Annotated in this window: 15 protein-coding genes; 2 read left to right on the top strand and 13 right to left on the bottom strand. The window is 44.4% G+C overall.

The window, feature by feature from the left end; genetic code table 11:
- Positions 1 to 18 precede the first annotated feature (18 nt).
- The 7 genes from dnaE to tnpA all read right to left on the bottom strand — a co-directional run bounded on the left by dnaE (position 19) and on the right by tnpA (position 12,476).
- Positions 19 to 3,723 carry a DNA polymerase III subunit alpha gene (gene dnaE, locus U1P77_RS05105; RefSeq protein ID WP_321156295.1) on the bottom strand — a complete coding sequence of 1,235 codons (3,705 nt, stop codon included), beginning with the start codon at positions 3,721 to 3,723 and terminating at the stop codon, positions 19 to 21.
- A gap of 750 nt (positions 3,724 to 4,473) precedes the next feature.
- Positions 4,474 to 5,193, bottom strand: coding sequence for a cysteine hydrolase family protein (locus U1P77_RS05100; RefSeq protein ID WP_321156294.1), 720 nt, complete (start codon positions 5,191 to 5,193; stop codon positions 4,474 to 4,476).
- A 727-nt stretch (positions 5,194 to 5,920) separates the two neighbouring features.
- On the bottom strand, positions 5,921 to 7,132 hold the full coding sequence (glcF, locus tag U1P77_RS05095) for a glycolate oxidase subunit GlcF (RefSeq protein WP_321156293.1): 1,212 nt from the start codon (positions 7,130 to 7,132) through the stop codon (positions 5,921 to 5,923).
- Between the two features lie 67 nt (positions 7,133 to 7,199).
- Positions 7,200 to 8,261, bottom strand: a complete 1,062-nt coding sequence (gene glcE / locus U1P77_RS05090; RefSeq protein ID WP_321156292.1) for a glycolate oxidase subunit GlcE — start codon at positions 8,259 to 8,261, stop codon at positions 7,200 to 7,202.
- The gene (locus tag U1P77_RS05085; RefSeq protein ID WP_321156291.1) at positions 8,258 to 9,742 is read right to left on the bottom strand and encodes an FAD-linked oxidase C-terminal domain-containing protein; all 1,485 of its coding nucleotides are present in this window, start codon (positions 9,740 to 9,742) and stop codon (positions 8,258 to 8,260) included. The genes glcE and U1P77_RS05085 overlap by 4 nt, the downstream gene beginning before the upstream one ends.
- Positions 9,743 to 9,844: 102 nt before the next feature.
- Complete coding sequence (gene ggt / locus U1P77_RS05080) at positions 9,845 to 11,800, bottom strand: gamma-glutamyltransferase (RefSeq protein ID WP_321156290.1); 1,956 nt, start codon at positions 11,798 to 11,800, stop codon at positions 9,845 to 9,847.
- Between the two features lie 277 nt (positions 11,801 to 12,077).
- Positions 12,078 to 12,476 carry an IS200/IS605 family transposase gene (gene tnpA / locus U1P77_RS05075; RefSeq protein ID WP_321154541.1) on the bottom strand — a complete coding sequence of 133 codons (399 nt, stop codon included), beginning with the start codon at positions 12,474 to 12,476 and terminating at the stop codon, positions 12,078 to 12,080.
- 74 nt (positions 12,477 to 12,550) lie between these two features.
- Between tnpA and U1P77_RS05070 the strand changes: the two genes are divergently transcribed.
- Positions 12,551 to 13,858, top strand: a complete 1,308-nt coding sequence (locus tag U1P77_RS05070; protein ID WP_321156289.1) for an RNA-guided endonuclease InsQ/TnpB family protein — start codon at positions 12,551 to 12,553, stop codon at positions 13,856 to 13,858.
- A gap of 136 nt (positions 13,859 to 13,994) precedes the next feature.
- Here the strand turns inward: U1P77_RS05070 and U1P77_RS05065 are convergent, their stop codons facing one another.
- Entirely contained in the window at positions 13,995 to 14,690 is a 696-nt protein-coding gene (locus tag U1P77_RS05065) for a haloacid dehalogenase type II (protein ID WP_321156288.1), read from the bottom strand.
- 183 nt (positions 14,691 to 14,873) lie between these two features.
- On the opposite strand from U1P77_RS05065, the gene U1P77_RS05060 reads away from it, so the two are divergent.
- Positions 14,874 to 15,488 (top strand): TetR/AcrR family transcriptional regulator, encoded by a 615-nt coding sequence (locus U1P77_RS05060; protein WP_321156287.1) that lies wholly within the window; start codon positions 14,874 to 14,876, stop codon positions 15,486 to 15,488.
- 68 nt (positions 15,489 to 15,556) lie between these two features.
- Here U1P77_RS05060 and U1P77_RS05055 read toward each other — a convergent pair whose 3' ends face one another.
- Genes U1P77_RS05055 through U1P77_RS05035 form a run of 5 tightly spaced genes read right to left on the bottom strand, consistent with a single transcriptional unit; the run spans position 15,557 to position 20,768 of the window.
- Positions 15,557 to 16,348 (bottom strand): sterol desaturase family protein, encoded by a 792-nt coding sequence (locus U1P77_RS05055; protein ID WP_321156286.1) that lies wholly within the window; start codon positions 16,346 to 16,348, stop codon positions 15,557 to 15,559.
- Positions 16,341 to 16,985, bottom strand: a complete 645-nt coding sequence (locus tag U1P77_RS05050) for a CDP-alcohol phosphatidyltransferase family protein (RefSeq protein WP_321156285.1) — start codon at positions 16,983 to 16,985, stop codon at positions 16,341 to 16,343. Before U1P77_RS05050 ends, U1P77_RS05055 begins: the two co-directional genes overlap by 8 nt.
- 38 nt (positions 16,986 to 17,023) lie before the next feature.
- Complete coding sequence (locus U1P77_RS05045) at positions 17,024 to 17,686, bottom strand: ABC transporter ATP-binding protein (protein WP_321156284.1); 663 nt, start codon at positions 17,684 to 17,686, stop codon at positions 17,024 to 17,026.
- Positions 17,687 to 17,712: 26 nt separating this feature from the next.
- Positions 17,713 to 19,467, bottom strand: coding sequence for an ABC transporter permease (locus U1P77_RS05040; RefSeq protein ID WP_321156283.1), 1,755 nt, complete (start codon positions 19,465 to 19,467; stop codon positions 17,713 to 17,715).
- Positions 19,464 to 20,768, bottom strand: coding sequence for an ABC transporter substrate-binding protein (locus U1P77_RS05035; RefSeq protein ID WP_321156282.1), 1,305 nt, complete (start codon positions 20,766 to 20,768; stop codon positions 19,464 to 19,466). The genes U1P77_RS05040 and U1P77_RS05035 overlap by 4 nt, the downstream gene beginning before the upstream one ends.
- Positions 20,769 to 20,892: the final 124 nt, after the last annotated feature.

The following is a 20,892-nucleotide window of genomic DNA, read 5'->3' as shown; positions in this document are numbered from 1 at the left end:
CCAGTTGTAATGAAAATGCTAGCTATAATGAAAATGTAAGTTATCTTCGCTAATCATACTTTTTAGTTGTTGTAGATTATCATCATTGGGATAGACACGCCAGTGCTCGGACAACGCCACATTAGCAATGCCAAAATCTTCATAAATGCTAAGCCCAAGCGGAGTACAGTTATCATTAATTGAGGCATCTGTATTACTAAGGGATTGATTAGAATCGCCTTGATTGATGTATTGGCTCATATTTTGATCTTGCGCCAATACATCATTACCTTCTTCATCATACAAGCTACCGCCTTCTACACTATTATAATAGTCATTAGCTGAGCCATTACTTTGCTCGTCTTGATCATTGTCGTAAGAGAGACGCGGCGCTGGTATTAAGTCAGCTTGTGCTGACTTGAGAAGCGGTTGCAAGCGCGTTAGTAGATTGATATCGCTACCGTGAACTTTAATGCTGATTTTCTTCAACCAACGCAAGCGCGCATCGACCATAGTTAACACATTATCAAGGCGAGCAAACAGACGACCATCACGCTCTCGGATACTGCCTTTAATGACCACCACTTCATCAACTTTTAGCTGATCTTTAACGCGGTTAAAGCGCTCAGCATAGCAGCTGACTTCTAATCGCGAAGTACCATCATCTAAGGTTATCACGTTGCGATTACCAAAGTTGGCCATATCGATGATTAAGCCGGCAAAATAACAGCTGCCGTTATAGCCCGTATCGGTAAGTTTATCGAGCCGTGCGCCTGAGGTATAGCGTTTAAGCTCTTCACGATACTCGTCAATAGGATGTCCGGTTAAATACAGCCCTAAGGTGTTTTTTTCAGCTTTTAGGCGATGCTTATCACCCCATATCAACTCTGCGGTCATGACTAATGGCGGCGCGGCGACCACGCCATCCATCTCACCGAACAAATCCATCATACCGATTTCTTTATTCTGGCGATCTTGCTCGGCCGCTTGTACCGCGCTTGGCAGCTGACTCATCAGGGCCCCACGAATCTCGTAAGCTTCATCGGCTGGCAAGTCAGGACGCAAGGTCGCGGCAAAGTCATCAAAACAGCCGGCGCTGACTAGCGCCTCTAAGGTACGCTTATTGACCTTTTTGATATCAACACGGCGACAAAAGTCATATAAATCTATGAAAGGTCCATCGCGGCGGCGCGCCTCAACAATAGACTCAACGGCACCTTCACCCACCCCTTTAATCGCGCCCAATCCATAAATAATATTGGTTGGGGTATCAGCGACAAAATGCCATTCACTACGGTTAACGGATGGATTCACCACGGTTAAGCCGAAGTTTTCACGGCAGTCATTGATGAAAAACACTACGTTATCAGTATTGTTCATATCAGAGGTGAGTACCGCGGCCATAAATTCAGCAGGGTAGTATTGTTTAAGGTAGGCCGTCTGATAGGCTAGAACCCCATAAGCAGCAGAATGCGATCTGTTAAAGCCATAACCAGCAAACTTCTCCATCAAATCAAACACGCCGCCCGAAGTCACTTCATCAATTCCTTGCGCGGTTGCACCATTGATGAAAATATCACGCTGTTTGGCCATCTCTTCAGGTTTTTTCTTACCCATAGCACGGCGTAACATGTCCGCACCGCCTAAGCTATAACCGGCCATGACCTGTGAAATTTTCATGACCTGTTCTTGGTAAACAATAACGCCGTTGGTATTTTCTAAAATAGGCTCAAGATTAGGGTGGTCATAGATAACTTCTTCACGGCCATGTTTCCGGTCGATATACATCTCTACCATGCCGGCATCAAGCGGGCCTGGACGATAAAGCGCACACATGGCAATAACGTCTTCAATATTGGTTGGTTGCAACTTGGCTAAGTATTTTTTCATGCCCATACTTTCAAGCTGAAAGACGGCGGTGGTTTTTGCATCTTGTAATAGACGATAGGCCTTACTGTCATCCAACGGTAAATCTTCAAGTATGAGTGCTTCTAATCCTTCTTTAGCGCGGCGCTGATTGATATTTTTGACCGCTGCACTAATCACGGTTAGGTTACGCAGACCTAAAAAGTCAAACTTCACCAGACCCACCGCTTCAACGTCATCTTTATCAAACTGGCTCACGCGGTGACCGTCGTCATCACAATAAATGGCGCTAAAGTCAGTGATCTTATGCGGTGCAATCAGTACTCCGCCGGCATGTTTACCCACGTTTCGACAAACGCCTTCAAGCTTAATTGCCATTTCCCAAATCTCAGTGGCATCGTCATAATCCATATTATCAGGATTGGAGATCAAGTCTTTCAGCTGTGGCTCTTGCTCTAGCGCTTGACTGAGCGTTATCCCTGGAGTCTTGGGTATAAGTTTAGACATTTTGCTGGCAAGAAAGTACGATTTACTTTGTGCACGCGCGACGTCACGTACCACGGCTTTTGCGGCCATCGTACCAAAGGTAATGATTTGCGAGACCGCTTCTCGGCCATAGGTTTGGGCGACATAATCGATAACTTTGTCGCGACCTTCAATACAAAAATCAATATCAAAGTCGGGCATGGATACCCGCTCAGGGTTCAAAAACCGCTCGAATAATAAATCGTAATGAATAGGGTCAAGGTCCGTAATATTTAATGCATAAGCGACTAGCGAGCCGGCACCGGAACCACGGCCCGGACCAACGGGGACGCCATTGGCTTTTGCCCAGCGAATAAAGTCCATGACGATTAAGAAATAGCCGGGGAAGCCCATTGATAGAATGATATTAAGCTCATACTCTAAACGGTCATCATATTTCTGCCGAATATCGGCCCAGTTATCGCTACGCTTATCTGTGGGAAAGAGTTTTTCTAAACGTTGTTCAAGACCGCGCTGCGATTCTGCTCGAAAGAACGATTCCGTGGTTTCGCCTTCAGGAACTGGAAACTCAGGCAGCACATTAATACCTAGGGTCAAGGTCACATTACAACGGGTGGCCAGTCGTGAAGTGTTGTCAATCACTTGTGGAATATCAGCAAACAGCTGCTGCATCTGCTCTTGAGTCTTTAGATACTGTTCGTCTGAATAGGTTTGCGGACGATTAGGATCGGCCAATACATAAGAGCCAGCAATACAAACACGCGCTTCGTGGGCATCGAAGTCATCTTGCTCTAAAAAGCGTACGTCGTTATGGGCAATAATAGGCATGTTGTGTTTGGCACCGGCGTGAATAGCGGTTTTGGTAAAGGCATCTTCACCAGCGCGATTGGTACGCTTAATAGCAAAATATAAGCGATCTTCAAACTGTGCTTGCCACTCGAGAAGCAGCTCATCTGCTTTTTCTGGCATGGAGCTGACTAATGCTTGACCGACATCTGACTTTTCAGTGAATAATACAATTACGCCTGCCGCATGTTCAAGAATGTGGCTACGCTTAACGATAGGTACGCCATGATTGGCAACGTCTGCACGGCCTTCAGTAAATCCAAGCGACACAATACGCGTAATGTTCTGATAACCCTCATTGTTCATCGCCAATAATACTAAGCGCGAGTCCTCATCATTCATGATGACTTCACTGCCGATAATGGGTTTGATGCCAGCCCCTAGGCAAGCGCGATAAAACTTCACCGTGGCATAAAGGTTGGATAAATCAGTTAATGCTAGCGAGCGCTGATTGTCTGCCGCGGCAGCCTTAACTAACGGCTTGATACGCACGATAGAATCAGTAATCGAATATTCGCTGTGAATGCCAAGGTGTACAAATGCCATAGAGGACTCTTACTGATACAATCAAAAGGGGAAACGCTGCTAAGAAAATAAAGACTTGATCATCAATAAATTATAGCGTTCTTTAAACAAAAATAAGGCACTAATAGCCTTGTTAAATAGTCTTAATCTTAGTCGGTAATAATAGCATTATTTGCTGATGACAGCCACTTATTCAAGGGTGTCAGTCTGAGAGAGGTGGTTTATAGAATGACTTTAGTATGGTCAAAACTTATCTGGTTAATAAAATTGTTGCAAAAATATGGTTTTTTTAAGCTTTACGTACGAAGCTACGCCAGTTAGCGATTGCATATACAAGAAATCTGTTAGACATACCTTAATATTTTTTATAGCTACTACTGGTTTTTTCTGATTTGTAGTACATTTACTTGTCCACTAAAATCTAGAAGAATGTTTTTATTTTTAAGTATGATTTTTAGAGAGTTATCTTGCCAACTTCGATATTATGGAGTCACTTTTGCAATAAGGGTAACTGAATATACATCAGCGTTAAAAACGCCCTCTACACCATAGTGATATAGAGGGCTTTAGTTTATAGGGTAGTAACGAGAATTTAATTAACGTTTGGATTACCATCTTAACGAGGTTTTTGCACAACCCCCTCTGGAACTGAATTGATTTCAAACTTGCAGATTTTATAGTTTCCGACTTAATCGCTGAAGAAGAAGCAAATTTCGAGCTGCAATAATTTTTTTGCAGTCTCCTCCTTCATAAAGAAGTCATGCCGGTTAATCAGGAAAGACTTGCAGACTTTAAGGCTTCCTCAAATTCTTCCGTGGTAAACACATGGCTGGTGATCATCCTTAGGTTCATCAAAGCTCCCTGAAAAGTATCTAGTCCCGGTAATTTGGCACTTCCACTGGCATCTGCAATTACTCCTACTTCAAATCCTTCTTCAAGAAGATTCCGGGTGTGGGATTCTACACATAAATTTGTAGACATTCCGGCCATTAGCACTTTTTCTATCCTATACTTTCTAAGTTGCAGGCTAAGGTCTGTATTCTTTGGGCTGTACAATTTATGAGGGTTGCAAAGAATAATATTTTCTCCTTCAAGGTATTGCTTAAATTCCTCGAGAAAATCGGCCCCGGAGCCCTCAAAGCCTTCCATATCCAACCGCCCCTTGCGTTTATACATCTCTTTGGAATGCATGAACTTTTCAAGAGCACCACCAAACTGCCATTCTTTATCTGTAGGAAAAAAATAATGGGGTGATATGAAGACCTTCATTCCTTTTTCCCTGGCCAGCCTAAAGACAGTAGACATGTTCTCTATAGTATTGTTTTCTTTAACACTCTCTTTTACAATAGGCCAAGCCACACCATCTTCCCGCAGAAAATCATTCTGTGGATCGGTTATTACTATGGCAGTATTTTTATCAATCTCAAATCCGGGGTCCGGAATACCAGCTTCCTTTGCGGCACTAATTACTTTCCATTCTGTACTTTTCATAATTTTCTCCTGGTTTAATCTGTAATTCTGGAGATCTTCCAGATCACACCTGAGTCTAGATCTGAGCTGCCCCGACTGTATTAGAGACTGTTCTTTTGGAGTAATGCTGCCAAACCTGACAGGATTGAAATTTAATAATACATCAATGATAAAACCAATATAGCCTTAGCCGTTATTGGTTTGTATCTCAACTGTTATTGGTTTGTGTATAGGTAACGTCAACCATCTACAGCTGACTAGGACAGCTGTAGATGGTTGACGTTAGACAGGGTTATCAAATCGTTGTTGCTGGTTAGTGCTAATGTCAAAAGTGTGTACGAGCGCCTTATTTTCAACGGCTCTTTTTGTTACTAATCGCTTGAGATAGACCTGCTCAGCCACAGCAATCACTACCGACATCCACATCTTAGCTTATGGATTTAGCCATTACCTCTGCGCATGGCCTGTCTCGTCCTAGTCGAAAAAAATCTGCTGCTTTACGCAAGACTCTATTGGGTAGCCGTTTATGGCAGTGGGTAGCCGCTCGAGGCTTCAACAGACATGCGAACAGTACGTTCTTAATGGAAACGAGGGCTTAGCTAGAAATTACAATTATAACCTCACTTTATGCACTGGATGTGTCTCACTACCAATCTAACTCGCTGCTTGGCAGTAAGCATCTACAACTAAGCATCTACAACTATGCATCTACAACTATGCATTTACCATTACGCATCCACAATTGGCACTACTGCGGATCTAACAATTCAATCCAGTGCTTCACTGGTACTGATGATTTGGTACTTAAGTGCAGCTGGCAACCAACGTTAGCAGTCACTATTTGTTCTGGATTACCAATCGTTAAGTCCGCTAACTTATTGGTCAGTAATTGTTGGCTCATCTCTGGTTGAAGGATTGAGTAGGTTCCCGCAGAACCGCAGCATAAATGTCCGTCCTTGGTACGGGTCAGCTCGATACCGGCTTGCTGCAAAATTTGTTCAACTTGACCACCCAACTGCTGAGCATGTTGCAAAGAGCAAGGGCAGTGCACAGCTGTTTTGCGACCGATGCCTTGTAACTCTAGCTGACCCAAATCTTCTTTAAATAATACTTCGCTAAGATCCTTAGCGAGCTCACTAACCCGTTGTGCTTTAGCCGCATAAGCAGGGTCCTGACTCAGTTTTTCACCATAATCTTTGACCATCGAGCCGCAGCCAGAGGCACTAATAACAATGGCTTCTACTCCCATCTCAATATGGGGCCACCAAGCATCGATATTACGGCGCATAAATGCCAGCCCTTCTTCATGGGCAGAAAGATGATAATTCACTGCCCCGCAGCATCCGGCTTTAGGCGCGGTGAACAAGCCAATGCCTAATTTGTCGAGCACGCGGGCCGCTACAATATTAGTGTTGGGGGTAGCTGAAGGTTGAGCACATCCTCCTAGTACTAACATTTGGCGCGTGTGTTGTTGTGTTGGCAAAGAGCGCTTAACCTGTCTGACGGGTACTTTAGTTTTAAGACTATTGGGCAATAGTGGTCGCCCTAACTGTCCTAAATGTAACAAAGCCCCAAAGCGACGTGAGTAGGGCAAAACCTTACGTATCAACCAGCGTAAAAGCTTCTGCTGAAAGGGTCGTTCCAGTTGATTTTCCATGATGCCACGGCCTATTTCGGCTAAGCGGCCATATTTTACACCAGAAGGGCAGGTGGTCTCACAACTACGACAGGTCAAACAACGGTCTAAGTGAGTCTGCGATTTTTCGCTGATATCACCGGTTTCTAGTAGCTGCTTAATCATATAAATACGTCCACGTGGACCATCTCGTTCATCGCCTAGCTCTTGATAAGTGGGACAAGTCGCATTACAAAATCCACAGTGTACACAGCTGCGCAAAATAGAATCGGCTTCCTGAATTTCTGGGTGATCCAGATACTTCACATTAATTTTTGTACGCATGACGTCCTCTTATTATTACTTTTAGCTATTCCATTCAGCTATCAGATATAGCTACTATATTCAGCTATTACATCCAGCTATAGAGACGACTGGGATTAAAAATTCCGCTCGGATCGAAGGCGTGCTTAAGCCGTTGGTGAAGTTGACGCAGCGCCTCAGGCTGTGTGTGGAAAACGTCTTGCAGTCGATCGCCACCACGATAAAGGCTTACTTGGCCACCCGCGCTCTCAGCCAGCGCTTCTAATTCGTCAGCTGCAAAATCACCGCGTAGCCAGCGTTGGCTACCGCCCCAGTCAAGCAGCCAATCTTCCTCTGGCAAAAAGTGCTTGGCATTACTATTAACTGAAAATCGCCATAAGGGAGCATCTTGGTTAGAAAAGTAATCCAATTGCTGCTCGCGTAATTGTGCCCACAGATCATTTCCATCCTCTAGCACTGTGCCTTGCCACTGACTAACGGTACTGTCTACCGCACTACGAGCGCCTTCCAGACGCAAGTAGAGATGATTATCAAACCAACAAGCCGCAGTTAGGGGCTTAGATTGTCCCGCCAAACGATTCATCTCTGCAATAGCTTGCGCCGCATTCATTTCCCACTTAAGTGTTATGGTAGCGGCAGGTTTGGGCATCACTTTTAGACTGACCTCGCTAATCACCCCTAAGGTCCCCATCGCGCCAGCCTGCATGCGTGAGACATCATATCCTGCCACGTTTTTCATCACCTGCCCACCAAAGCGTAGTTCTTCTGCGCGCCCGTTGATTAAGCGAATACCTAGTACATGGTCTCTTACCGAGCCATTCCACGGTCGGCCTGGTCCCGATAAATGGCAAGCCAAAGTACCGCCTAGGGTCGCTCGTCCGTCAAATAGCGGCGGCTCAAACGCCAGTCTTTGATTGTGCTCGGCCAAAGCAGCGCTGATCTCGATTAGCGGTGTACCCGCTCGGGCGGTAAGTACCAGTTCAATAGGCTCATAACTGACAATACCGCTGTGCTCGACAAGACTAAGGGGTTTACCCTCTGATTGGCGACCCATGAAATGTTTACTACCACCACCAATTATTTTTAACTTAGTACCATCGGTGCTGGCCTGTTTAACCCGCTCGATCAGCTCATGACTGATATCCTTCATGCTGGCTCTCCCTGCTGCAATGACTCACTTTTACCCATATCGCCTTTGCCCATATCTAGTGCACGATATTCCTGACAATTCTTCAGCACAGGAATTCCTTTACCCGGATTGAGAGTGCCAGCAGGATCAAAGGCGTGTTTAATAGCGTGAAACTGGATTAACTCCTGCTCGTTAAACTGTACCCTCATTTGCCGAATCTTTTCTATTCCCACGCCATGCTCACCTGTGATACAGCCACCCACTTCTACGCATAGCTCTAAGATGCGACCACCAAATTCTTCGGTTTTTTCAAAATCACCAGGCACATTGGCGTCAAATAAAATCAAGGGGTGTAAATTACCATCGCCCGCATGAAACACATTGGCTACTCGTAAACCGTAGTGTTCTGAGAGTTGTTGCATCTCAGTCAGTACATGAGCAAGTTGGCTACGAGGAATGGTGCCATCCATGCAATAGTAATCCGCTGATATCCGACCTACGGCCGGAAACGCTGACTTACGGCCTTTCCATAATAAAGCGCGTTCCGCCTCGCTCTGAGATACCCGAGTTGAGGTGGCACCCAGCTGAATAAAAAGTTGCTCGACTTCCGCGATTTGTTCTTTAACTTCAGCTTCGCTACCATCTAATTCACATAGCAGCAACGCCTTAGCATCGGTAGGATAACCAGCATGAACAAAGGCCTCGGCAGCTATAATCGCTAGGCTGTCCATCATCTCAAGGCCAGCCGGAATAATCCCTTTGGCAATCACATCACCTACCGCGTCACCTGCTGTCTGTACATTATCGAAAGCTGCCATAATCACCTGTGCCTTTTCAGGGCTAGGTAACAGTTTGACCGTCACTTCAGTAACTATGCCCAACAAGCCTTCAGAACCGGTAATTAAGGCCATTAAATCAAAGCCGTTACTGTCCAGTCCTTCACTACCAAGGCTAATCAGGTCTCCTTCAACAGTAACCATATCTACTTTTAATAAGTTATGTACCGTTAATCCATATTTAAGACAATGTACACCGCCAGAGTTTTCTGCAACATTACCACCTATGGTACAAGCAATCTGTGAGGAGGGGTCCGGACCATAGTATAAGCCATGTATGCTTGCCGCTTCACTAATGGCTAAGTTACGGACGCCTGGTTGCAAGCGCGCGCTACGCGCTAGGGGATCGATTTCAAGAATATGTTTAAAACGAGACAATACCAGCAATACGCCATCAGGGTTGGGCATAGCACCTGCACAAAGACCGGTGCCAGCACCACGCGCCACCACAGGAATTTGATAGCGGTGACAGAGTCGCATCACTTCCTGCACTTGCTCGACCGTATCTGGTAACACCACTATCAATGGCATATCACAATATACAGATAAGCCATCACACTCGTAAGGCCTTTGGGTTTCCTCATCACTGATCACATACTCAGGCTCAATAAATGCCCGAAACATATGCACTAATGCGGCTTTATCAGGTCTTTGAATCTGGTTCATACTGCTGCTCTCCTTAGCGAACTGGATTGTCGACCATCCAGTTTCGTAAAACCTATCTATTATCAAAAGCTCAACAATAAACCAAACTAACAGCCCACCATTTTAGTATCCTACCACCGCCGCATCCACGATACGAGGATCTGAAGATCCATATATGCCCGTTGGGGTAATCATAATAGACTGTGTTGAACCCATAGACGCTTGCGGGCTGACGGTATGACCCATCGACTCTAGCTTTTTAATAGTATCGACATTCAGCGCTTTTTCGATACGAATCTCATCAGGTAACCATTGATCATGAATACGCGGCGCATGAGTGGCTTCTGCGATATTCATATCATGGTCAATGACGTTAGAGATAACTTGGGTGACGGTAGTGATAATACGGCTACCACCTGGGCTGCCGGTGACGATATAAGGTTTGCTGTCTTTAAATACTAGCGTTGGACTCATAGAAGACAAAGGACGTTTGTCTCCTTCGACGGCATTGGCTTCACCGCCAAGTAGGCCATAACCGTTAGGGACACCAGGCTTGGCTGAAAAGTCATCCATTTCATTATTTAATAAAATACCCGTACCTTCAGCGACCATGCCCGTGCCATAAGAGAAGTTCAATGTATAGGTATTCGCCACTGCATTGCCATCTTTATCAACAATAGAGAAGTGGGTGGTTTGATCGCTCTCATAAGGTAGTGGGTTATTGGCTTTAACCGTTGCGGCAGGCGTGGCTTTATTGGGATCAATTAGGGAACGCAGTTTATCCGCATAAGGGCGAGCAGTTAAGCCACTGACAGGCACGTCAACGAAGTCGGCATCACCTAAATACTCTGCCCGATCGGCATAAGCCAGCTGCATTGCTTCAGCCATCAAGTGAATGGTTTGGGCGCTATTTTGACCATAGTCTTTTAATGGATAGCCTTCTAAAATATTTAAAATCTGTACGATATGAATACCGCCAGAGGAGGGCGGTGGCATAGAGACAATCTCATAACCGCGATAATTGCCTTTTACTGGCTTACGAGCGATGGCTTGATAATTGGCCAGATCTTGCAAGCTCATACTACCGCCAGCCTCATTCACTGCTTTGACTATTTTACGGGCAGTTTCGCCTTTATAAAATCCATCTGCCCCTTGAGCAGCAATCAGCTTAAGTGAGTGGGCAAGCTCTGGCTGTTTTAAGCGTTCACCAGGTTGATAGGCGCTACCATCCGGTTTAAAGAAGATCTTTTTAGTACTTGGCCACTTTTGCATGCGCTCACTCAATGCTTCTAATGATTCAGTCAGGCCGGCGGTAACTTCAATACCATCCTCGGCCAATGCAATCGCGGGTGCCATTACTTGACCGCGGCTCATAGTTCCATGATCTTCTAACGCTTTTAGCATGCCGGCTACGGTTCCTGGAACACCGATGGCTAAGCCGTGATAGCGAGACAAATCACTGACGGCATTGCCATCAGCATCGAGATACATATCACGTGAAGCACTGCTAGGTGCTTTTTCACGGTAATCGAGTGCTACCGTTTTGCCTTGTTTGGCATCATAGATCATCATAAAACCACCACCACCGATATTACCAGCGCGAGGCAGCGTGACAGCGAGTGCAAAGCCAACAGCAACTGAGGCATCGACGGCATTACCGCCTTGTTTAAGAATCTTTAATCCAATATCAGAGGCGATGGCTTCTTGGGTCGCCACCATACCGTTTTTTGCCCATAACGGATGTTCAATAGCGTCCTCAGAGTAAATAGCCTGATCGGTCTTAGCTGTGGTCGTGGTTATGGTTGTGTTGGGTGTTTTCTTAATACTATTAGGCGCATTAATCGTAATACGTTGGGTCTCCGACAATACCGTTGGGGCGTCAGTCATAATAGCTAGGTTTATGGCGCTAGTATTTATTGAAGTGTTATTTATAGTATTGGCTGTTGGTTCAAGGGCATGAGCGGATACAGATATTAGGAAGGTGCTACTGATAAGTAAGATAGCGGCTTTGATTTTTGCTTTGTTCTGAGAATTGTGGTTACTAGTATCTTGCTGAAGTTTCGAGATTGAGTTTTGCATCGTAAAATCCTTTTTACTTGGGAGAAGAGGATAAATCTATTTGGCGGTTGGTACTGGTTAAACATACAAATAGCTTACATCAAAAATTAGATAAATAATTAAAGGGCTAATAGCTGTATTACAATAAAATTTCGTTATTAGCCTCAATATTAACAATTGTTTATTAGATTGGATAAAGGAATTTTTGTGTCATTGCTTATCTCTAATAAATGCCTATCAAAAAAGCGAAAGAGGACTCCACCCGACATCAGGGTGGAGGTGAATTTCGCATCGCTTGTTAGCCTTGCTGGTTCTGAATGTATTGCTTAATAATTTCTAATGGAGCGCCACCACAAGAGCTTGCAAAATATGATCGTGACCAAAGCACAGGTTTGGCATAAGCAGCTCTCAAGTCAATGAAATCACCCCTCATTCGTCTACTGGTGACTGATTTTAAGTTATTGACCAATTTGCTTAATTGCACCGTTGGCGGGTACTGGATAAGCATGTGGATGTGATCTGCTCCACCGTTACATTCTTTTAACTCAGCATCAAAGCTCTTGCATACCTCAGCAACACACTCACTGAAATACTTGTGATGCACCCCGCCCAATACCTTTCTTCGATACTTGGTAATAAAAACCAAGTGAACATGGAGATTAAAGGCCGCATGGCGATTTTTATATATCTCACTCATTGTAATAAAAACTCTTAAGTGCTAGTATTATCTACATATTATCAAATACACACTCATTAATAAAGAAAGCATTTATGAAAATCAACAAAGCGTATAAATTTAGGCTTGAGCCTAATTCGGAGCAAGAGGTTATTTTAAATAATCTGGTCGGCTCTGCACGTTTTGTTTGGAATCAAATGCTGGCAATATCGCTTGAGATGTTTGCCAAAAATGAGTTTATCAACGCCACTAATCTCGTTAATAAAATCATGGATTTAAAGAACAATCCTGATTTTGGCTTTTTAAAAACCCATTCTAATGCGGTGTCTTTGCAACAAAAGGTACGCGATCTTGCGGCTGCTTGGTCACGATTTTTTGACCCTAAAGTACATGCACGATTAAAAGAAAATAAAAAGAAACCTAGAAAACCCAAGTTTTTTAAACGGGCTGATGGGTCAGAAATCCAGTTACGGGCGCTGATGCCAAGATTCAAGCATAAATCAGATGGCTGCGATTCAATTCGCTTGGTTCAGTTTGATAAATACTGCCGTGTCGAGGGCAATCGGGTGAAACTACCTAATGGCATTGGTTTGGTGAAGTTTAGAAAATCTCAAGCCATTATCGGCACAATCAAAAATGTCACCCTTAGCAAGAAATCAGGTCACTGGTACGTGTCATTTGGCACTGAGAAAGCGTTACTGGAAAACCCAATCCATCCTTCTAAAAGTGCGTTAGGTTTGGATATGGGGATCACAAAACTACTCACCACCTCAAGCGGTCAGTACATCAAGCCCAAAAACAGCTTTAAAGCCAATCAAATCAAACTTGCCAAATTACAGCGTCGATTAAGTAAGAAAGTAAAATTTAGCGAAAACTGGAAAAAGCAAAATCGTAAGATTCAAAAGTTACATCATCATATTGCCAATATTCGCCATGACTACTTGCATAAAGTCACCACCACGCTCAGCAAAAGCCACGCCATGATCGTTGTTGAAGATTTAAAAGTAGCCAATATGTCGAAATCCGCAAGCGGTACAACCGTTCAAAAAGGGCGTAATGTCAAAGCTAAGTCAGGATTGAATAAATCAATTTTGGATCAAGGTTGGCATATGATGACCGTAATGCTTGAGTATAAGCAGCAATGGCGCGGTGGGTTACTCATTAAGGTAAACCCAAGATACACCAGCCAAACCTGCTCTAAATGCAAGCATGTGGCGAAAGAAAGTAGGCGTACTCAGGCAAAATTTGAGTGCGTTAAATGTATGTATGTTGCGAACGCAGATTTTAATGCGGCACGTAATGTATTGGCGGCAGGACATGCCGTTTTGTCTGTGGAGGGAGGATGCAGTAAAGGTCGCCCGTTGAAACAGAAAACTTGTGACAACCGTGAGGATGTCACCTAAGAGCTTCGGCTTTTAGAATCCCCCACTTGAGCCATGTGAAAGTGGGGGGAGTATGTCAATGTTCAGTATTTATAATTGGTTATAGCATAATACTGGTTTTAGTAAGAAACGATCAACACGCCCTAATACAATTAAGTTATCTTTCCTTGTGAAGAATGATTTGATCAGCGAGAGCAGTTAGCTCTGATGCGACCAAATCCGGTAAAGGTACGCCAGGTGCTGAAATAATAGTATTATGTGGTCGTGTGAGAAATGCACCACGGCAGCCAGCTGCTTGCGCCCCTATAATATCCCAAAGGTGACAGGCAACAAGGCACAAGTCTGAGGTGTCGACTGACAATGCTTTCGCGACCATATTATAGGTTTCAGGAGCAGGTTTGAACTTACTGACGGTCTCGATGCTAAAGGTATGCTCAAAAAACTGGCTCAAGCCTGCTTTTTCTAATGGAGTGGGAGAAGCGCTGCTAGGTGAGTTGGTCAGAGTAACCAACCGAAATCCTGCATCTCGCAAGCGGGTGAGTGCGGGAATAACGTCGGGATGGGCTGGCATATTGCTTAAGCGCTCTTTTAACTCTGCAACATCACTGTCTGCAATGTCTGTTTGATGAATAGTGGCAACCATCTTTAATGCGCCGACACCAAGCTCACCAAAGGAGACATAAAGACCGGATAGAGTCATGGTTTGTGAGTAAAGTACCAGCTGTGCGAACCATTCTCGCATGATGGCTTGATCACCGAATACGCGCTCAAACAGAGGCTCAAGGGTAGTGATATCGAGCAGAGTTTCATTGACGTCAAATACAATAATAGAGGGAAATTTATTCTGAGACATGATGCAGCCTTTTTTTGTATAGTCGATAAAATAAGGAGCGCACTATAGCTTTGGTATTTAACTTTAACTGGACTGTAAAGACTATTCAAGATAAAATTGAGCAGTCACTCAAATTATAGGGTCGTGCTTCTTTATTATATATTTATTATATAAGTCCACGGCTTGAAAAAACTGGAATGAACTATGGCTCGTGCAACACTTCACAATCGGCAAGACTCTCTGGATCGAGCTTTACAGCTGTTCTGGCAAAAGGGTTTTCATGCCACCTCATTAAAAGATATAGAAAAAGCGCTCGATATGCGCCCTGGTAGTATCTACGCCGCTTTTGGTAGCAAAGATGGATTGTTTCAAGAAGCACTCGACTACTATGCTCGTAATGCTATGGTTGAGCTAGAATGCACCTTGAATGCCCACAGCTCTCCACTGCTAGGACTGGCGGCTTACTTACGTCTGCTTGGCGGACTACGTGATAAAGAGTTGCCAAGTCGCGCCTGTATGTTAGTCAAAAGCTTATTGGAGCTGGGCGAACGCGAGCAGTCAGCGTTGCATAAAGTCGAGGGCATGCTGGCAGGTATGGAGACCCACTTTACAAATAGCTTTACTGAATCCCAGCGGCTTGGAGAATTAGACAATCAGCTAGATCCTGTGCGCCTTGGTCGGCGATTGCAAGCCGAAGTTATGGGGCTGCGCGCCTTTGCCCAGAGGGATATTGATAGTAGCGCTGTGCATGACATTGCGGAAGATATGGCGTTATCTTTGGAAGCGCTATACATAGAGGGCGTAGCAGAAACAAATTAATAATTCACGCAATTTTGCTTAAATGTTCAGAGGCCTAAATGATAAGTCAAAATGATAAGTGGAGTCGCTTATTTACTCTTAAATGGCATCATCGATAAACTCCACAGAGACGCGTTTTGCTTGGCAGTAGGGTATTCAATCAAACCGATATCAAGGTCATTGTCGGTTTTTTTTGCTTCACTTTTATAGCTGCCGAACAGTTTGTCCCACCAAATAACGCTAAAGCCATAGTTTGAGTTGGTCTCAGAGACGACTTGACTATGGTGAATACGGTGTAAAATTTGGGTCATTAAGATGAGGCGCAATGGTTTTTCGATAGCAGATGGCAGGCGAATATTGGCGTGATTAAATAGTGCCAAGCCATTTAACGCTATCTCAAATATGAGTACTGCTATAGCAGGAACGCCTAGGACAACAACAGCGACCAGTTTTACCAAAATACTGAGTACAATTTCAATAGGGTGAAATCTAAGTCCAGTACTGGTATCAACATGGGCATCCGCATGATGGACGCGGTGCAAACGCCATAAAATAGGCACGCGATGAAATAATCTGTGCTGCCAATATATTAAAATATCGAGCAAAATCAAACTCAGTACAATCGCTATAACGTTTGGCAGGGCGATTAGATTAAACAAACCAATACCGTGCTGCTGGGTATAAATCGCCACTGCAGTGAGACCAATAGGTACCGCTAGGCGAGCAACGACTGAAGACAAAACGACCAATCCAAAATTAGCGAACCAACGCGTTCCACTTTTAATGGGTGATTGTCTTGCTGGTTTTCGCCATTCAAGCAGCATCATTATCACTAAAATGCTAAAGAAAAAGCCAAGTCGCCACCATACCTCGTTAGTCATTGGTTGCTCCACTCATTTCGGCTTCTTGCTGTCTAAGCGTATGATAACCACCATGTATGCGGGTAAAAATAGTAATCATGCAGGCAATAGAAAATAAGGTGGCTAGCAGGGCAAAGTGCTGCGGCCAAATGCAAAACGCTACAAACAGCGCAATCGTTTCAGTGCCTTCGGTTAGACCATTTAAGTAGTAAAAGCTCTTATATTTAAACTGTGGTTTTTCAATATCGAACTTTTCAGCGGCGATTGCAAAGGCCAAAAAGCTTGAACCGGTACCAATAAATGTTGCTAACAATAATGAGCCAGCAATAGCATTTTGCTCAGGATTGGCAATAATAAATCCAAACGGAATTGCGGCATAAAATAGAAAGTCGAGGGTAATATCTAAATAGCCACCAGCGCTCGAGCTTTGATTGGCATATCTTGCCAGCGCACCATCCAGCCCATCGAAAATACGGTTTAAAATAATAGCGGTGAGTGCCGCATACCAATACTCTAAGGCGAGTAATGGCACCGCCAACAGGCCAATTAAAAATCCCGCCACAGTCAGCTGGTCAGCCGTTATAGCACGCTTGTGCAGTAGCTTTACCACTGGGGTCAACAGTGGTTTTATAATGGGAATAATGTATTTGTCTAGCATGCTAATGGCCCTATGGGTTTGAACTTTTGACTCTACAGCTATCGTGCTGAGTCGATAGCTTTTAAATTAATGGCTTGTAAATGGATAACTTTACCCTTTGCCGCCTCAGCATCGCTATGGTCGTGCGTGACCATAATGGTGGGTAGTTTACGATTACGAATTTGATCAAATACCAATTGGCGCGTAGCAACTCTTAGTTGGGTGTCAAGTTTACTAAACGGCTCATCAAGTAAAATGGCTTTAGGTTCGCTTAATAGCGTCCGTAATAAAGCGACTCGCGCTTGTTGCCCGCCCGACAGATTATCGGGATGACGGTTGCCCATACCTTTTAAGCCAACTTGCTCAAGTGACTCCTCTACTTTTGCAAGGCGCTGCTTTTTATTACCTTTAGGCATGGCAAAGGCAATATTACCGGCCACTGTTAAGTGTGAAAATAGTAAGGCATCTTGATATAACACCCCAATATGGCGCAAATGCGTTGGCAGGTTACCAACATTCTGACCATTAAGCCAGACTTCACCAGTGGCGGAAAAGCTGCTGGCAAGGGTACCCGTCAGCCAATTTAATAAGCTTGATTTACCACTGCCTGACGGGCCCATAATAGTGAGTATTTCACCGCCATTGAGCTGCTCGTCTAAGCTGAGTAACAGCTGATCTTGAAGACAAAGCTGTAAATCTTTTATCTGTAGAGAGGATTGCATCAAAAAACCTTCAATGATGTGCGCTTTTAACGACGCGCACTTTTAAAGAAACACTTAGGTAATACCCACGCCAGTATAAACCCAATAAGGGGGAGCACTATTTGCATAATGGCATAAACGGCACTGGTGCGCCTGCTTGCACCATTAGCTAGAGTAACGGCTTCAGTGGTGATAGTGGCTATACGTCCGCCACCTGCTAAAAGCGTCGGTAGATATTGACCAAAACTAATAGCGAGTCCAAGTGCGGCTGCAATCAAAATCGGGGCAAATAACTGCGGTAGCTTAACTTGTAAAAATACCTTACAGGGCGTGGCGCCAAGGCTTGCTGCAACATTAGAAAAACGAGGGTCTAAGCGTCGATAGCTACTCGACAGCGACAAAAACACATAAGGCAATACAAACAATAAATGGGTAAAGGCCACATTAAGAAACGCGGTTTGGTTATTGACCAATTGCTGCAACCATACTAAGCCAAACAAAAAGGCAATACTGGGTACCAGTAATGGTAAGTAAATAATCAAACTGGTAAAGCGAGACAGTGGTTTGGCCGTTAGCTGCTCGGATTCCAAACAGAGTAAAGTGAGGACAACCGCAAAGACAGTCGTCACTAGACCAATAGTAAGGGTATTAAATAGCGGGCTGCCCATTTGCATTAGTGCACTTTGAAAATGCAATAACACCAACTGTTCGGGTAGCGCTGCTGGAAAGCGCCAAAACCCAGCAACCGACCACATCACTAGACCCATTAATGCCAGTAATATGAAGCCAATAACTAAGGTCGTGAGCACTATAATGATTTTGTGCCAAAAATCACCGCCATATTCGCGCTGACCATTGGTGAGTAAATCACTACACAATGTTTTTATGGTTTTTTCGCCAGCTAGCCATAGTGCCAGTAAGCTACCCGTAAGTGCGAGCTGTAATACCGCACCAGCAGAGGCTTTTATGCGTAGATTTAAATCAACATCGTTGAACCAGTTCATAATAGCAACGGCTAGTGTTGGCGGGGTATTGGGGCCGAGTATAAGCGGCATCTCGACACTGGCACTGGCATAAGCGAGTACGGCAAAAATAGGCAAGCGCAACAAGGGATAAAGATTTGGTAAGACCACTTTAAAAAAGGCGGTCATTGGGCAGTAGCCTAAATTGAGCGCTACTTTATGCTGCTGGCGTAATTTTTTACCAAGTTCAGGTTGAGCCAACCCACCCAGTGCCATCAATAATAAAAACGGCAGCTCTTTTAACGTTAGTCCTAAAATGATACTAATACCGTATGGATCGTGCGGGAATATGCCGTGGGGTGCCAGCTCCCAGCCACTTAACCAGGGTGAAATCAATCGAGAAAACATACCTGAGGGCGCAATTAAAAAGCCAACCGCAATGGCGGCCGCCGCATGGGGAATGACTAAAATAGGGCTGAGCAAACGTTCAATACGATTGAGCCAAAGGCTATTGAAAAATGCTGCCAAAATCATTAATGTCATTAAAAAAGCGAGTAGCGTACTTATTAAACCCGTTGCCACGCTCAACGTGGCCATTTGCGTGATGCCGGGCGTTTGCCAAAGGGCTTTAAAACCTTGTAAACCAATCGTTGTTTGTTCAAGTGCCGGCGCCCAACCAAAAGCTGGCAAGAGTACGCTTACTAAACCACCGAGGACGGGTAATATAAGTAAGGCAAGTAAAAATCGCGGACTGAATTTTACAAGGCGGGTAAACCTATCTGTTTTGTGATGAGCGGCCGATGCAGAGCTTGCTGTTTTATCCTTAGGCAGTGCACTCACTGGCTAACCCCGTAACGCATCTCCCAACCTTGCATAATAGCATCGACCCAGCTGGGATGCGGCTCACTCAACGTGCGTTTAATACTGTTAAAGGGGAGTGCACTCGGGTGTGGCTTACTTGTTTTGAATAACGCTTGCTGGTCACTATTTAGCGTTGATTGAATAAGTACGGTTTTGTCTCCCCATACGCTAGCTTTTTGTTTATGCGCCTGCGCTGTTGGGCTGAGTAAGAAATTAGCGACCAGTTGCGCGCTTTGGGGGTGACTGGCGTTGTAAGGAATCGCCACAAAATGGGTATTACTCAAACTTCCATCATCCATGGCATAACTGCGAATACTTTCTGGCAAATCATAACGTTGTACCGCTGCAGGTACTTCAGGTGCTGAAAAAGTAAATGCTAAGCTCAGCTCAGTATCATCAACTAAGCGCCGCATTTGCGCGCCATTTTGCATAAAATGCTCGCCCTTACGCCATAGCGTTGGGTGTAGTTTGTCCAAAAAATCCCATAAAGGAGTGAGTACCAGCGCTGTATTTTGGTCAGTCGCTGGCTGGTTCAGCTGTGATTTTATATTTTCAGGGCTTTTTTGATGTAGCGTCACTAAAGCATACTTTAAAAAGCTCATGCCTAAAAAATCAGGCGGCTTTGGGTAGCTAAAGCGTCCGGGATGTTGGGCGCTCCAGCTTAGTATCTCGTTTAACGTGGTTGGCGGTCTGTTAGTCGCTGAACCATCAATAGCAAGGTTGTCATAATAAAAAGTAAGCGACGCTTGTCCCCACGGTGCTTCCATTCCTTCAGTGGGAATACCAAAATCAAAGGTAACCGCAGGGTTATTGTCAGGATCAGTGAGTGCAAAGTTTGGCAGCTTATTTGACCATTGTTTTAGTAGCAGTGAGTGTTCATTCATGGTGGCAAAATTAGCCCCGTTTATCCACACCAAATCCACGCTACCTTGGCTATTGTTATTGGCTGATTTTTCAGCCAATACGCGGCTTACGGCTTCGCTGGTATCGCTGAGTTTTACATGTACTAAGTTAATATTGTACTGAGACTTAATTTGCTCTGCTGCCCATTGTATATAAGCATTTATTTGCGCATCGCCGCCCCACGCATAAAAATAGACATCTTGATTTTTACCCCGCGTTTCCATCTGCTGCCAGTATGATTGATCCTCAGTACTGGCTACCGTACTGGTAACTGCCGTGCTTGAAGAGATGCCCACACAAATACCCAAAAAAACAAAAAGCGCTACCCAGTAAGCGCGGTAGCGCGTCAGTGTTGGCCAAGACTTAATAACGGGCATCTAAATTCCAATTGTTGTTTAAAGTTGATGTTTTTCAAAATTTATATCGTCTAAACGAATTTTTTTAGCCACATGTATTTATCTACAACTCTATTTTATTTAGCATTAACTATAGCTAAAAGCC

Origin of the sequence: Psychrobacter sp. LV10R520-6 (assembly GCF_900182925.1) — a bacterium.
Lineage (GTDB): Bacteria > Pseudomonadota > Gammaproteobacteria > Pseudomonadales > Moraxellaceae > Psychrobacter.
The sequence above is the reverse complement of the archived record's forward strand: the minus strand, read 5'-3'. Positions and strand labels throughout refer to the sequence as shown.